At 37.8% G+C, this 13755-nt stretch carries 14 protein-coding genes and 1 pseudogene; 4 read left to right on the top strand and 11 right to left on the bottom strand.

Annotated elements, in window-relative coordinates:
• Positions 1-11: 11 nt before the first annotated feature.
• Both PYW30_RS04435 and PYW30_RS04430 read right to left on the bottom strand, forming a co-directional pair.
• Complete coding sequence (locus PYW30_RS04435; protein ID WP_042217943.1) at positions 12-374, bottom strand: DUF1304 domain-containing protein; 363 nt, start codon at positions 372-374, stop codon at positions 12-14.
• A 4-nt stretch (positions 375-378) separates the two neighbouring features.
• Positions 379-669, bottom strand: a complete 291-nt coding sequence (locus PYW30_RS04430; RefSeq protein WP_042217945.1) for a putative quinol monooxygenase — start codon at positions 667-669, stop codon at positions 379-381.
• 251 nt (positions 670-920) lie between these two features.
• On the opposite strand from PYW30_RS04430, the gene PYW30_RS04425 reads away from it, so the two are divergent.
• Together PYW30_RS04425 and PYW30_RS04420 are read left to right on the top strand one after the other, a co-directional pair.
• Positions 921-2402: an ABC transporter permease gene (locus PYW30_RS04425; protein WP_042217947.1), complete on the top strand. Its 1482-nt coding sequence runs from the start codon at positions 921-923 to the stop codon at positions 2400-2402.
• Between the two features lie 14 nt (positions 2403-2416).
• Positions 2417-3088 carry an ABC transporter ATP-binding protein gene (locus PYW30_RS04420; RefSeq protein ID WP_019299266.1) on the top strand — a complete coding sequence of 224 codons (672 nt, stop codon included), beginning with the start codon at positions 2417-2419 and terminating at the stop codon, positions 3086-3088.
• 251 nt (positions 3089-3339) lie between these two features.
• Here the strand turns inward: PYW30_RS04420 and lepA are convergent, their stop codons facing one another.
• From lepA to PYW30_RS04375, 9 genes and pseudogenes are all read right to left on the bottom strand, one after another.
• Complete coding sequence (gene lepA / locus PYW30_RS04415; RefSeq protein ID WP_014024663.1) at positions 3340-5163, bottom strand: translation elongation factor 4; 1824 nt, start codon at positions 5161-5163, stop codon at positions 3340-3342.
• Between the two features lie 111 nt (positions 5164-5274).
• The gene (locus PYW30_RS04410) at positions 5275-7125 is read right to left on the bottom strand and encodes a BglG family transcription antiterminator (RefSeq protein ID WP_042217950.1); all 1851 of its coding nucleotides are present in this window, start codon (positions 7123-7125) and stop codon (positions 5275-5277) included.
• Between the two features lie 82 nt (positions 7126-7207).
• Positions 7208-7366 (bottom strand): annotated as a pseudogene (locus PYW30_RS04405) (family 1 glycosylhydrolase); the annotation flags it as partial.
• Positions 7362-7493, bottom strand: a complete 132-nt coding sequence (locus PYW30_RS04400; protein WP_255204095.1) for a hypothetical protein — start codon at positions 7491-7493, stop codon at positions 7362-7364. The pseudogene PYW30_RS04405 and the gene PYW30_RS04400, both read right to left, overlap by 5 nt.
• Positions 7490-7804 (bottom strand): LPXTG cell wall anchor domain-containing protein, encoded by a 315-nt coding sequence (locus PYW30_RS04395; RefSeq protein WP_023889369.1) that lies wholly within the window; start codon positions 7802-7804, stop codon positions 7490-7492. Before PYW30_RS04395 ends, PYW30_RS04400 begins: the two co-directional genes overlap by 4 nt.
• Positions 7797-8834: a WxLIP family cell surface protein gene (locus tag PYW30_RS04390; protein ID WP_042217953.1), complete on the bottom strand. Its 1038-nt coding sequence runs from the start codon at positions 8832-8834 to the stop codon at positions 7797-7799. Before PYW30_RS04390 ends, PYW30_RS04395 begins: the two co-directional genes overlap by 8 nt.
• 97 nt (positions 8835-8931) lie before the next feature.
• On the bottom strand, positions 8932-9543 hold the full coding sequence (locus tag PYW30_RS04385; RefSeq protein WP_019299263.1) for a WxL domain-containing protein: 612 nt from the start codon (positions 9541-9543) through the stop codon (positions 8932-8934).
• A 204-nt stretch (positions 9544-9747) separates the two neighbouring features.
• Positions 9748-10428, bottom strand: a complete 681-nt coding sequence (locus PYW30_RS04380) for an acetolactate decarboxylase (RefSeq protein WP_016170953.1) — start codon at positions 10426-10428, stop codon at positions 9748-9750.
• Positions 10429-10449: 21 nt separating this feature from the next.
• Positions 10450-11181 (bottom strand): epoxyqueuosine reductase QueH, encoded by a 732-nt coding sequence (locus PYW30_RS04375; RefSeq protein WP_042217956.1) that lies wholly within the window; start codon positions 11179-11181, stop codon positions 10450-10452.
• Between the two features lie 407 nt (positions 11182-11588).
• Here PYW30_RS04375 and murT point away from each other — a divergent pair, with 407 nt between their 5' ends.
• Both murT and gatD read left to right on the top strand, forming a co-directional pair.
• Complete coding sequence (gene murT / locus PYW30_RS04370; protein WP_014024656.1) at positions 11589-12938, top strand: lipid II isoglutaminyl synthase subunit MurT; 1350 nt, start codon at positions 11589-11591, stop codon at positions 12936-12938.
• On the top strand, positions 12938-13729 hold the full coding sequence (gene gatD, locus PYW30_RS04365; protein ID WP_014024655.1) for a lipid II isoglutaminyl synthase subunit GatD: 792 nt from the start codon (positions 12938-12940) through the stop codon (positions 13727-13729). Before murT ends, gatD begins: the two co-directional genes overlap by 1 nt.
• Positions 13730-13755: the final 26 nt, after the last annotated feature.

Here is a 13755-nt window from a genome sequence, read left to right as displayed (position 1 = left end):
ATTTCATTTATTTATAAAAAAATAATACTAAGTAAAGTTAAGATTGCTAACCCACCTTGTTTAAAAATAATGAAGCGGTCACTCGTGAGGCTCCCATACAGTGCTACTAAAATAATATATACTAAGAAGACACTCAATAATTCTATACGCACAGAAGAAACAAACAGCGCATAAAGTATCCCAATACCAATCAAGCCATTGTATACTCCTTGATTTTTAAACAGGACTTGGATATTTTTATTTTGCAAATCCTCTCTGGACATTTTAAACACCCTAGCTGTTGCATCAGAAGTCGTTTTTACTATTTCTAAATAGGTAATATAAAAGAACTCTAATGCTACCAATACTCCTAAAAGAGTTGTTATGACTGACATAAGCTTATTTTTCTCCCTTCTCTACAATGTGTAATTCCGGTTTTTTAAGACTATAATTGCTGACATTTTGCGCAAAAGCTAACAGCAAAGGATTCGTGTTGTGTTTTTCGATTGCTTCTAAGGAAGCCCAGTTTTCAATCATCACAAACGCATTTTCTGAAAGCACTGCTTCGTATAAATCATAGGCTAAACACCCTTCTTCTTGTTTGGAAGCGGCGATGAGTTCCGCCGCATCTTTTAAAAATTCTTCTCTTTTTTCATCTTTAATAAAAAATTTAGCATTAACAATAATCAAGTGTTCATCCTCTTTCTGTGGCTTTTATTCTTTTTTACGATAATTGATTAATCAACTATTGATTGGTCAATAATACTCCTTTTTGTAATTAATTTCAAGAATATTGATTTAAACTTCCTCTTCAATGTTACTCCTCCACCTCTTTTTTACAATAAAATGTCTCTTAAGTTTCGATTATGTATCGTTTAACTAATTTTTAAGTAAATAAGCATACAATTTGTTTTATTAATTTAGACAAAGGAGAATCTCATTTGGATTTTATAAGACGTGCCTGGCTTTTTACTAAAGCCAAATTATCACGAACCCTTCTACTTATTGTGGCCTTTTCAACTATACTTATTTTTGTGCTTTCTGGTTTAGTGATTCATACCGCTTCTAACCGTTCCATCGAAAATGCAAAGAAGAGTGCCGGAGCCACCGTTACACTTTCTATTAATCGTTCCGCAATGATGGAAAATTTTTCTAAGAGTGATTCAACGGCGGAAACAAACAAGTCCGATATGCCTACCATTACTCAAGCAGATGCGGATAAAATAGCGAAACTTTCTGGTGTCAAATCTTTCTCATATACGAAACAAGCTACCGCAAATGCTAAAAGCAATATCGAAGCAGTCAGTCAATCTGACACCACAGAGAATAATGATAAACAAGGAGCTGTCTTTATGGCAGGGCCGGAAATGGGCGGAAGTACTCCCGGTGATTTTAAAATCGTCGGTACAAACGACTTGCTCGCCTCTTCAGAGTTTTCAGGTGGCACAAATAAAATAACCTCTGGACGTGCCATTCAGTCTTCTGATGAAGGAACGAATAATGTTGTCATTGAAGAGAGCTTGGCTAAACAGAACAATCTCAAACTAAACTCAACATTTACCCTCAAAGACAGTAATGATAAAACTTACAAAATGACTGTTGTAGGACTTTACAAATCAGGTTCGACAGAAAATGATTTGGCGGCAGACTTTAGCTTTATGAATCCTGCCAATCAGATATATACTGCTTTGAGTGTACCAAACCAAATCGATGGTAAAACAGGGACGCTGGGAAGTGCAATCTTCAATCTGGAAAACCCAGAAGATTCAGAGAAATTTGTCAAAGAAGCCACTAAGCTTATCGATACAGATAAATTTGAAGTACAGTCTAATGATGCTCTTTACCAACAAATGCTTCAACCTCTGAACAATATCAGCAGTTTTTCTAAGAATATTGTTATCCTTGTTACACTTGCAGGTGCGATCATCCTGGCACTCATCGTTATGCTCATGGTCCGTGAACGCCGCTTTGAAATTGGTGTCTTGATGAGTTTAGGTGAGTCAAAAGGAAAAATTGTTGCGCAATTCTTTACTGAACTGTTTATGATAATGCTCGTTTCTACTGCTATAGCCTCAGCTACTGGTAACTTTGTGGGCAATGCCGTTGGCCAACAATTACTTAACCAAGAAACTCAAACCAGTCAAACCAATAAACCTACACAAATAAATGGTACTCAAAGACAAGAAAACGAACCTCAGACACAAAAAGGAGGACCTGGCGCTCAACCTGGTGGGATGCGTACGGCGATTGGGATGGGACAAAATAGTGAACAGCTCAAAGCCATAAATGAGCTCGAAATTAAAACAAGTCCACAACAAATCGCAATGTTAGCAGCTCTTGCACTCTTGATTACGCTTGTGGCCGTTGGTTTAGCAGCAATTGGCATTTTACGCTTAAACCCTAAACAGGTACTGACCAATTAAAGAAGGAGGACACTATGACCGTATTGAACATCGAAAATTTGACTTACTACTATAATCATCCAGAAGATTACCTCTTTCAAGATGTCACAGAAACTTTTGAAGCAGGCATTATGTACAGTATTCTCGGCCAGTCTGGGAGTGGAAAAACAACATTATTATCTCTTCTGGCAGGCTTAGATATGCCCAAGTCCGGACAGATTAAACTTAATGGAGAGGAGATAAAATCAAGTCAGCTTACGCATTATCGGAAGAACATCGTTTCGACCATTTTTCAATCTTATAATTTATTGACCTATATGTCAGCTTTTGAAAATGTAAAAACAGCGCTCAGAATTTCAAAAGTCTCCTTTGATGATGAGAAGCAGGCCATTATTGACAGTTTGGAAAAAGTGGGGTTGACTGAAGACTTAATCTACAAGCCTGTAAGTAAACTTTCAGGAGGACAGCAGCAACGGGTGGCTATCGCACGCGCCCTCGTTTTAAATCATGATATCATCATTGCGGACGAACCAACAGGAAATCTTGATGAAAATACGACGCGACAAATTGTCGAGCTCTTCAAAAAAATTGCTCATGAAGACCATAAACTTGTAATTATCGTCACTCATGAAACAGAGGTGGCCCAAAACTCCGATGTTGTATATCAACTCAAAAATAAAAAATTTACCAAATTAGAGACGTTTTAACAGGAGACATACAAAAAAAAAGACTAGGCATAGAGCTTGTCTTTTTTCTTATACCATTTTAACTTTTTTGATCTGTCCAGCCCACAAAAATATCCCCTTGCTTGGCTGTCAAATTTGAATGTTAAAAGAGCAGACACCGTGTAAATTCTTCTCAGATTGCTTGCATTTTCTTCCCAACAAATAAGAGACCGTCCAAAAGACTGTCTCTTATTTATACTATTTACTTGTGATATAAAATGCCTTACTTCGCCTTATTCTTCATCCATAGACAAAACAGAAAGGAAAGCTTCTTGGGGTACTTCTACTGAACCAATTGATTTCATTCGTTTCTTACCCGCCTTTTGTTTTTCCAAAAGTTTACGTTTCCGAGAAACGTCACCACCGTAACATTTCGCCAAGACATTTTTACGCAAGGCTTTGATGTCGCTACGTGCCACGATTTTTTGACCAATAGTAGCTTGGATAGGCACTTCAAATTGTTGACGAGGGATAAGTTTTTTAAGTTTTTCAACGATAACTTTACCACGTTCGTAAGCAAAATCTTTGTGCACGATAAAGCTAAGGGCATCAACTTTTTCCGAATTCAAGAGAATATCCATCTTCACGAGGCGTGATGGACGGTAATCTGAGATTTCATAGTCGAAACTTGCATAGCCACGTGTTGAAGATTTGAGTTTATCAAAGAAATCAAAGACAATCTCACTCAATGGGATATGATAAATAACATTGACACGGTTAGCATCAAGATAATCCATCGTTACAAATTCCCCACGTTTGCGTTGAGCCAGCTCCATAACGGCCCCCACAAACTCATTAGGAACCATGATTTGTGCTTTGACAAATGGTTCTTCAATACTATCAATACGAGTTGGATCAGGGAATTCACTCGGATTTGCGACTTCCATTGTTTCACCATCTGTCGTGTTGACATGGTAAATTACAGATGGTGCAGTCATAATTAAGTCTAAGTTAAATTCGCGTTCCAAACGCTCTTGGATAACATCCATGTGCAAAAGGCCTAAGAAACCACAACGGAAACCAAATCCAAGTGCTTGTGATGTTTCTGGCTCAAACTGCAAGCTGGCGTCATTCAGTTGGAGACGTTCTAGCGCTTCACGAAGGTCATTATAACGGTTAGAATCGATCGGGTAAAGTCCACAGAAAACCATTGGATTCATCTTTTTATAACCCGCAAGTGCTTCATCAGCAGGGCGATTTGCTAAAGTGATTGTATCACCGACGCGTGTATCCGCAACTGTCTTAATTGCGGCTGCCAAGTAACCTACATCCCCCGCCATGAGGAAGTCACGCGCTACTGCTTTAGGGGTGAAAATCCCAACTTCCGTCACGACAAATTCCTTACCGTTTGACATCAATTGAATAGTATCGCCGACCTTCACAGAACCGTCAACTACACGGATTTGCAAGATAACACCACGATAAGCATCATAAACCGAATCAAAAATCAGCGCCTTCAGTGGGGCTTCAACGTCTCCTTGAGGTGCTGGAACCTTCTCAACGACTTGCTCCAGAATTTCTTCAATACCAATACCTGCCTTCGCAGAGGCTAAAACAGCTTCTGAAGCATCTAATCCGATAACATCTTCAACTTCAGTACGCACACGTTCTGGATCTGCCGCAGGCAAGTCAATTTTATTAATAACAGGTAAAATTTCCAAGTCATTATCTAAAGCCAAGTAAACGTTGGCCAAAGTTTGGGCTTCAATCCCTTGAGCTGCATCGACAACAAGAATTGCACCTTCACAGGCAGCTAAAGAACGGGAAACTTCATAGGTAAAATCGACGTGCCCAGGCGTGTCAATCAAATGGAAAATGTAGGTTTCTCCATCTTTAGCCGTGTATTCTAACTCAATAGCATTGAGCTTGATCGTAATACCACGTTCGCGCTCCAAATCCATGCTGTCCAAAAGCTGTGCTTGCATTTCACGTTTTGAGACCGTTTCTGTCAGTTCAAGGATACGGTCAGCCAGCGTTGATTTTCCGTGGTCAATATGCGCGATGATCGAAAAGTTACGGATTTTCTCCTTGCGCGCGTTCATTTCTTGTATATTCATCATTATTTCCTTAATAAAAAGTCTATTAGCTCTATTATAACATAAAGTTACTTTCTCAAAATAAAGAAATATATAAAAAGGATTAATTCACAAGAGAAATCATCAATCAAACTATACCGAAAGTAATTCAATCATTCTTTCCAGAAATTCTTCTCTATTTTCGCTTCTCCTCAGATACTCAACATGATATTCTTCCGTCAATATTTCTATGAGATGAGGGAAAAGCTTGTTAAAATCTTTAGAATCATCTGGATTGATAGTGAAACTCAAAATGAGCTGCACAACTTGGTTATCCCAATGGAGAGGCTCTTCAGGTTTAAATATAAGCATACCAGTCTTTCTTCCTTCATATCTTATTGAATGTGGCAGAGCAATACCACTACTAAAAGAAGTTGAAGATAAGCCTTCCCGTTCAAATAATTTTTCAGAAAAATCTTTCTCAGCGAAGCCATTCGTAAAAAACCAATGCCCAATTTTCTCAAAAGCTACTGACTTTGATACTTTACCTTTCAGATGCAAGAAAGCATTTTTTTGAATTATTTCTGGTAAAAAGCTTCTCAAAAAATATTGATAGCGTTTATTCTTCACTCTATCCATTGCTTCTCTGATAAGTATAAAATCTTTCTCCATTAAGAACTCATGAATCTGTACAGTTTCGTACTGCGGATTGTTTTCTACTATTTTATCAGATGAAAGAATAAGCTCAACATTTTTTTCATCATTAAAACCGTTTTTCACAAACAGAAGTTCATCACTAAACCGCTTTTCTAAACATCCAAGTACTCGATTTTCTCGCTCAAGATAACCAGACATTTTAAGTTGGGTTCGTATTTTATATTCATTTTCTTCTTGCTCATCCAAGAAAGAACCAAGATGAAGGGCTAAGAAGGCTATTTCATCTTCTGCAATCTCAATTTTTAAATCACGCACAATAAGTGAAGAAAGATAGACTGCTATATCAAATAAAATAGGGTAACGCATTTTTATTTCAATAGCACTTAAATTTCTTTTTACTTTTCTATCTTTTATGCGATTATAAAGATTTTGAGTATGAAGAAGTAAGCGTGTGAGAAATTTCTCATCTGTAAAATCTATTAAAAAAACATCGCTGATTTCTTTTAAGGCATGATGAAGACTTTCGGATACTTCTTGAGCTACATATGCATCTATTTGTGATTCTGGATGCCCTTTCTCTCCGTCACATAGTAAAGCAAGCTCAAGTTTATCCTCTGTTGAAATAACAATGTTATAGTGTTTAAAAAGCCACTGTGAAATCTCCTCAATCATTTCAAAAGAGGGACTCGCAAAATTCTGGTGTTCTACTACTGATTGCTGGTGTATAGAAAAAATTAAATGCAAAATAAAATTTTGAAAAAAATAATTATTAACATAAAATCGATGACTTTTAAAAATAGATCTACAAACTTCTGTCATTTCTGATAAGGAAATTTCTCCTAAAAATCTCTGCATCTCTTCTTCTAAGCTTTGAATACTGTTCCCTTGTTGACGAATTAAACTCATGATAAGCTGGCGTTTTTCATCGTAACTTCCTTTTAAATAGTAGTTAAAAGCATGTTGAGAAATGTGTAATCCTTTACTACTTATCATTTTTTGTAATATCCCAATGTCTTGTCGTATCGTTGCTTCAGAAACCCATAGTTTTTCTGCTAAATCAAATAAACCAACTCCTTTTTCATTGTTTTTTAACAGTAACTGCAATATGGAAAATCGACGGCTATTTATTGCATTATTAGTGTTGTCTCCTATTTCTTGTTGGCCACTATACCTATAGCCCTCACGACTTGCCTCAATAAGTTTTGGAACCTCCTCATTAATCTGTTTTACATAATAGCGAATACTCCGATCTGTCACTCCCAAAATTTTTGATAACTCTGTACTGGAAATGAAGTTTTGTTTTCTATTCTTTTTTAAGTATTCTAAAAGAACTTCTTTTTTCTTCATTGCTTACTCCTATCTCATTTATTTTGGAAAATAAGCTCCATCAAAAATAAGGAGCTACACCAAAAAGGAGTTTAAAAACTCCTTAAATTTCTGCACCGTTTGTTGCAATGACCTTTTGATACCAGTCAAAACTCTCTTTTTTCAAACGTTTACGTGTTCCATTACCTTCATCATCAATATCAACATAGATAAAACCATAACGTTTAGACATTTGCTGTGACGAACAGCTCACAATATCAATTGTCTTTATCACTTGTTGCACTAGATGAAGCCTGTATTTCTGTCTCGCTATCCAAAGCATAAACTGCAGGACTTGCAGTATTTAGCAAGAGAAGGAGCAATACAAACCCTATGTTTATTTTTTTCATTGAAGTTTTCCTTTCTCTACATAGATACGAGTTAAGAAAAATACAACAACAAATAATAACAGCATACAGCCCAACAAGATGAGAGAATATTCTTGAGCACTTCCTGTAGACGGCAAGAGATCATAATGCACCAACTGTCCATTTTGAGGGATTTCAGGTGGTAATACGCCTGCATCTCTCACATCTTGATGAACTGTAAAACCAATTTTACTTTGCATCATATTAGCGCGCACTGGTTGCGTAAGGAAAAGATTCAACAGACCAGAGAAACCTAAGAGTGCTAAACTAACCTTTAGTTTGCCATTATTCATCTTCATTCTCATCTGTAGTGCCCTTTCTTTTTCCTAGCCCGAAAGCCACGAGGAAAATAATAATGCTGATACCAACTCCTGCAGCTATGAGCCACCAAAGATTTGTATTTGATTTTTCTCCCTCAAGCAGCTTGCTGTTAACAGTTTCTCTATTTTTACTATCCACTGTAAAGTCACGTGCCATATCAAAACTTTTATCACCAGACTTCATCAGCATATGATAGGTATATTTTCCCGGTTTCAAAAGATGGTTATTGGTATCTATTGTATATTCAAAGGAAGAATAGGGAGCCATCTCATATTTTTCTGATTGAGACTGATAAACCTTGTCCGTTTTTCCTTTTTCCGTCACCCAAGCATCTACTTTTATTTGCCCAAACATGCTTGGAGCTTGGTTACTCACTTCACCTACGACTTTAGGCACTCCCGTATCCGACTTCATCTGTGCGTTGGTTAACTCTAGTTTGGGCGTAATTCTTTTATTAAAGTCTTCCGATAGTATGACAGGAATTGTCATTGCAAAGGCATTACGAACACCTACACCTTTTGACTTTGCTGTTTCTTGCGGGACTTTGCGCACATAGACGCTGCCCAAAACAGTGCCTTTTATATTATCTTGCGGTAGCTTAAGGTTAAAGGTAATATTCTTTGTCTGCCCTGCGGCAACTGTTACTTTTTGAGTGGCCTTTTTATCCTCAACTAAATCTTTGAGGGAAAGCCCCCCAGCCACCATTTTTTTGGAGCTGGGAGTGTAATCAATATGGCCATTGTTACTTGTCGTTGCTTGAACAAGCTGAACATCAAAATCTTGAGTTTCATTTTCTGTCAAATTCTGAACAGCTACCGTTACTGGATAACTTGTATTTTTTTCACCCTTAATTGAGAAATAGCCTGCAGCTGGATCCGTTTGACCCTTTCCAAGTACCGGAGTGACGGTAAAACCCGCGCCCTCTTCCGCATGTGCATTCACAGGTAGAAATAAGGTGAATAGCAGTATGGCGAAGCAGCCCAATCCTTTTATAAATTTCATGCTTTTCAACCTCCACTAAAAAATAAAAGCAAGAACCGACAAATCTTAAGTTTTGCCCGTACTTGCTTATACATTTTCATTTATCCGACAACAAAGATTATGCAGTTGGAGCGACGGGTTGTGAAGAACTCAAGTTCCAGTTGATTGTTGTTTCAAAAGCATCATCAGCTGCCAAGTTGGCTTTTGGATTTGCGCCCAAAGTTAATTTAGCATTTTCTGCAGAAATAAGGAATTCATCTTTACCATGCGAACCATTACCTTTTGCAAGTTCTACAGGACTCTTATCATCTTTAATAACACCTGTAAAATCTTCACCTAAAGTACCGATCGCTGAAAGATCTAAAGCTGCACCTTCCAATGAAGTTTTAGAATTTGTAAATTTATCCATGTTAGCTGTCAATGTCCAGTCTGATGTGCCCAAACGTGTATCACTCACTAAAACTTTTCCTTCAGCTTGAGCAGCTTTTCCAGTGAAACCTGAATAAATTGAGCTGGCTTCAAGAACACCATAGTTAAAGCTTGGTACTTCTTTCAATGTCAATGTGCCATTATCTGGATCCGTTGGATTTCCTGGATCTTTAGCAGTAATCGTGAAGTTAGCAGTAGAATCTTTGGCTTCTGCTTCATCCGCGAACCCTGTAGTAGCTGAAGCCATCGTCATGCTAGCCAAGATTCCCATACCCATTGTTGCTAAAAATGCTTTTTTCATAATAAACATCTCCTCTATAAATTTTTATATGATTATGTGAATCCACCTTGAATAAACTCACTCCCTTATTTTATAATTTATCTTGCAACATAATTATATTTATTTGTGGGAATTTTCCTCAGCTCAAGATAAACTTTAAGATTTATTTCACATAGGAATTTTAAGGACAAAAAAACTACCCCATGAGGTAGTTTTTATCTATTATTACTCAAAGCGCATAGCTTTGAAATTTTCATTTTCTTGAGGAAATTCCTGTTTCATTTCCCCCACTTGACCAACTTCAATGGTAATTTGTCCAGATAAGAATTCAGTCAAGTGACCGCCAAAAGTCTTGTCATCACTTAAAAAGTGTAAATGAGCACCGTCACCATACAAATCTTCTAAAAACTTAGGCGACCAGATGCCAACAATCGTTCCCGAAATATTTTTTTCGGTAAAATGAGGCTGTTCAGCCAGTATTTCCAAATAATTTTTCGTATTCTTTGCAGGTTTAGAACTAATTTCCACCGAATCAAAGTGTCCAGTCATTTTTAAACTGTAAGCTGTGTTTCGTGTTGGAAATTTCTCTGTCAAATCATGCAAGGTTTGCATCGTTAGACCATTAACCTTATAAGTCGCAAAAGGTTGGTGATCAATCACCGCAACATAAGGTAGAGTCTCATTTGGCTTAACCACGCGTACCTGATTTTCAGAATTTCCATGATAAGCAGTGCCATCAAGAATAATAACTTCCCCATCAGCACCATCTAAGGTACCAATACCAATTTGTCCATATTTTAAAGCTTCTCCAGCAGTTATGGTTCCTTCATAAAAACCACCATACAGGGTGTTAAAAGAACCATGCTGAAATATTGCACTCATTTTATTTATAAAACTTTTAACCATGCAACAATTATAGCATGTTCTTTATTTTTTGTCGCCTACTTTATTTATAAATTTTACAGCACTTCTATTAATTTCTTTAAGGTCAATTCCTTGTTGACGTGCTGCAAAAACACATCCACAATAGCACTGGCGGTAAATGTCGTATTCTTTACACATCTCCACGGAACGTTTCCAGCCGTTATTCTTCTTAAAGTCACTCGGGAGGTATTGGATAGCATAGATTTTTTGCATGTCTAAGCCTATTTCATTTATAAGTTGACCGTTCTTTTTGGGGCTGAGTGTTAGTGCTGAACCAAAATAATCATAACCTAACTCTTGAGCTTTTTCTGCGACAATGTCTAAACGCATTTGGAAACAAGCTGTGCAACGCGAGCCACCTTCAGGTTCTTCTGCGAGATGATGCAATTTGACCATTTGCATAAATTTATTCGGTTCATAAGGTGCCGCAATAAATTTTACCTTATTTCCTGTTTTTTCATTAAAGTCTCGAACAAAATCAGCCTGTACTTTCTCACGCCTTTCGTACTCGGCACGAGGATGAATATTCGAATTCGAAAAATAAATTGTCACATCAGCATTTTGACAGAGATATTCTAAACTATAGGTAGAACATGGCGCACAACAGGAATGAAGCAGAATTTTTGGGCGAATCCCCTCAGCCTCCCAGCTTTCGCGCATTTTTTGATAAACCCGGTCATAATTCACCTTTTGATTAGGATTCATCTTTTCTAGGATTTCAGTCGCATTTTTCATGTCTTTATTTTAGCATATTTTGAAGCTTCCTTGCTTTTCATTTCACGTTCACAAAACTTCGGCCTTTCAATTTTGGGCTTTTTATATTATACTATGAATAGGAACTCTCAAAACTCCTACACCCCGCTCTTGGCAATGTCCAGGAGCTTTTTTTGTGTCATAATTATACTGTAAGGTGGTTAAAAAGATAACTAATATCATAACAAGGTAGAAGTTTATAGACGGTAGCTTTGGGAGGAGATGCCTATAGGAATTTTGCCGTGAGCTGGCCTCACAAAAACGAAAACTCTACGGAGGTTTGAAGAGCCATCACAACTTCTTATTCCCTTATTTAGCAGCCCAAAAATATCTTTTCCAACGAGAAGTTTATCCTCCTCCACACTGCAATCTATGGTATAATATCTCTTATGACTATGAAAACTTCATTCGCAACTTTAGCAGGAAAGAGTTCACGCTTGGTTTTAGAAAAAATCTTTAAGCGTGGAAGTACGCTGCCTGGTAAGATTGCTTTAAAATTTGATCCTGAAATTTTAGCTACATTAACAAAAGATTATGAAATTATCGTTGTGACAGGGACCAATGGTAAAACCTTGACCACAGCTCTCACTGTCGGTATACTCGAAAAAGCTTTTGGAAAAGTTGTCACAAATACTTCTGGTGCCAATATGATTACCGGAATTACCGCGACTTTCTTGACAGCACCTAAGGTTAAAAAAGGAAAGAAAGGTTTTGCTGTTCTGGAGATTGATGAAGCATCACTGCCAAAAATCACCGAATACATCAAGCCTTCACTGTTTGTTTTCACAAATATTTTCCGCGACCAAATGGACCGTTACGGCGAGATTTATACAACCTATGACTTTATCGTCAAAGGTGCAGCGAATGCACCTGAAGCCACGGTTCTCCTTAATGGTGATAGCCCGCTCTTCCATTCACGGACTTTGGTGAATCCCGTCAAGTATTATGGTTTTGACCATGAAAGTCATGCGCCTGAACGTGCGCATTACAATACTGAAGGGGTTGTTTGTCCAGAATGCCACCACATCTTAGATTATAAGCTCAATACTTATGCCAACCTTGGCGATTATATCTGCCAAAACTGCGGTTTCAAACGCCCTGAGCTGGATTATCGTGTCTCTGAACTCACAGAAATTACCAACACTTCTTCTCAGTTTGTCATTGATAATCATTCTTATAAAATCAATGTGGGTGGACTCTACAATATCTACAATGCCCTTGCTGCGGTTTCTGTTGCTGAATTTTACGGTGTGCCTGCGGAAACTATCAAGGCAGGTTTCGAACAATCTAAAGCCGTCTTTGGCCGTCAAGAAACCTTTACTATTGGAGATAAATCCGCTACTATTGTCTTGATTAAAAATCCTGTCGGAGCAAATCAGGCGCTGGAAATGATGAAACTTGCTGATTATCCATTTACCCTGGTTAGCTTGCTCAATGCCAACTATGCCGACGGTATTGATACAAGCTGGATTTGGGATGCTAATTTTGAGCTGGTTCATGACATGGATATTGACCAAATCTTTGTTGGTGGTGTACGTCATAGCGAAATGGCACGACGTTATCGTGTTTCTGGATTTGACGAAAGCAAAATTCATGAGTTTGAGTCGCTACCAAAGATCCTTGATGCCCTCAAAAATGAAGCGGATCAGCACATCTATATCCTAGCAACCTACACTGCAATGTTAGAAATGCGTGAGTTGCTTGCACAAAATAAGATGATTGGAAAGGAGATGCATTAATGGTTTATACTTCTTTAACATCAAATTTGGAAAATCCAAAATATAACCTTCATGTTGCCCATCTTTATGGGGACTTGATGAATACTTATGGCGATAATGGTAACATACTCATGCTTAAGTATGTCGGCGAAAAATTAGGCGCTGAAATGACTTTTGATATCGTTTCCCTTGAAGATAGCTTTGATCAAGACTTTTATGACCTTGTCTTCTGGGGCGGTGGTCAAGATTATGAACAAGAAATTATCGCGGACAGCTTCAAAAATATCACCGCACCGCTCAAATCCTATATTGAGGCTGAAAAGCCTATGCTTGCCATCTGTGGTGGCTATCAAATGTTAGGTCAGTACTATATCAATGCTGCTGGTACCAAGATTGACTGTACCGGTATCTTGCCACACTACACCAAAAATCTTGGCAATGACCGTTTTATTGGCGATATTCAAATTCATAATGAAGAGTTTGGTGAAACTTATTATGGTTTTGAAAATCATTCCGGTATTACCTATCTTGGTGAAGGTGAAAAAGCTTTAGGTAAAGTGGTTTATGGTGGCGGGAATAATCCCGACGATGACACAGAAGGTCTCCACTATAAAAACACTTTTGGCACTTACTTCCACGGTCCTATCCTTTCCCGCAATGCACGCTTGGCCTATCGCCTCGTCACAACTGCCTTGTACCAAAAATACGGACAAGACTTGGAACTTCCAGCCTTCGAGGAAATTCTCGCCCATGAAGAAAAGGGACAACAAATCATGGATGCCAAACGTAAAGTTGAACATTACGAACATTAAAATAAAAAACTGTAGAATCGAATCTA

The sequence above is a fragment of the Lactococcus garvieae subsp. garvieae genome, from assembly GCF_029024465.1.
In the GTDB taxonomy this organism is placed as follows: domain Bacteria; phylum Bacillota; class Bacilli; order Lactobacillales; family Streptococcaceae; genus Lactococcus; species Lactococcus garvieae.
The sequence above is the reverse complement of the archived record's forward strand: the minus strand, read 5'-3'. Positions and strand labels throughout refer to the sequence as shown.

Bases quoted from the DNA above. Each gene is read 5' to 3' on its own strand.
- PYW30_RS04435 (WP_042217943.1), bottom strand. From the start codon at position 374: ATGTCAGTCATAACAACTCTTTTAGGAGTATTGGTAGCATTAGAGTTC.
- PYW30_RS04420 (WP_019299266.1), top strand. From the start codon at position 2,417: ATGACCGTATTGAACATCGAAAATTTGACTTACTACTATAATCATCCA.
- lepA (WP_014024663.1), bottom strand. From the start codon at position 5,163: ATGAATATACAAGAAATGAACGCGCGCAAGGAGAAAATCCGTAACTTT.
- PYW30_RS04410 (WP_042217950.1), bottom strand. From the start codon at position 7,125: ATGAAGAAAAAAGAAGTTCTTTTAGAATACTTAAAAAAGAATAGAAAA.
- PYW30_RS04400 (WP_255204095.1), bottom strand. From the start codon at position 7,493: ATGAAAAAAATAAACATAGGGTTTGTATTGCTCCTTCTCTTGCTAAAT.
- PYW30_RS04395 (WP_023889369.1), bottom strand. From the start codon at position 7,804: ATGAATAATGGCAAACTAAAGGTTAGTTTAGCACTCTTAGGTTTCTCT.
- PYW30_RS04390 (WP_042217953.1), bottom strand. From the start codon at position 8,834: ATGAAATTTATAAAAGGATTGGGCTGCTTCGCCATACTGCTATTCACC.
- PYW30_RS04385 (WP_019299263.1), bottom strand. From the start codon at position 9,543: ATGAAAAAAGCATTTTTAGCAACAATGGGTATGGGAATCTTGGCTAGC.
- PYW30_RS04380 (WP_016170953.1), bottom strand. From the start codon at position 10,428: ATGGTTAAAAGTTTTATAAATAAAATGAGTGCAATATTTCAGCATGGT.
- PYW30_RS04375 (WP_042217956.1), bottom strand. From the start codon at position 11,181: ATGAAAAATGCGACTGAAATCCTAGAAAAGATGAATCCTAATCAAAAG.
- murT (WP_014024656.1), top strand. From the start codon at position 11,589: ATGACTATGAAAACTTCATTCGCAACTTTAGCAGGAAAGAGTTCACGC.
- gatD (WP_014024655.1), top strand. From the start codon at position 12,938: ATGGTTTATACTTCTTTAACATCAAATTTGGAAAATCCAAAATATAAC.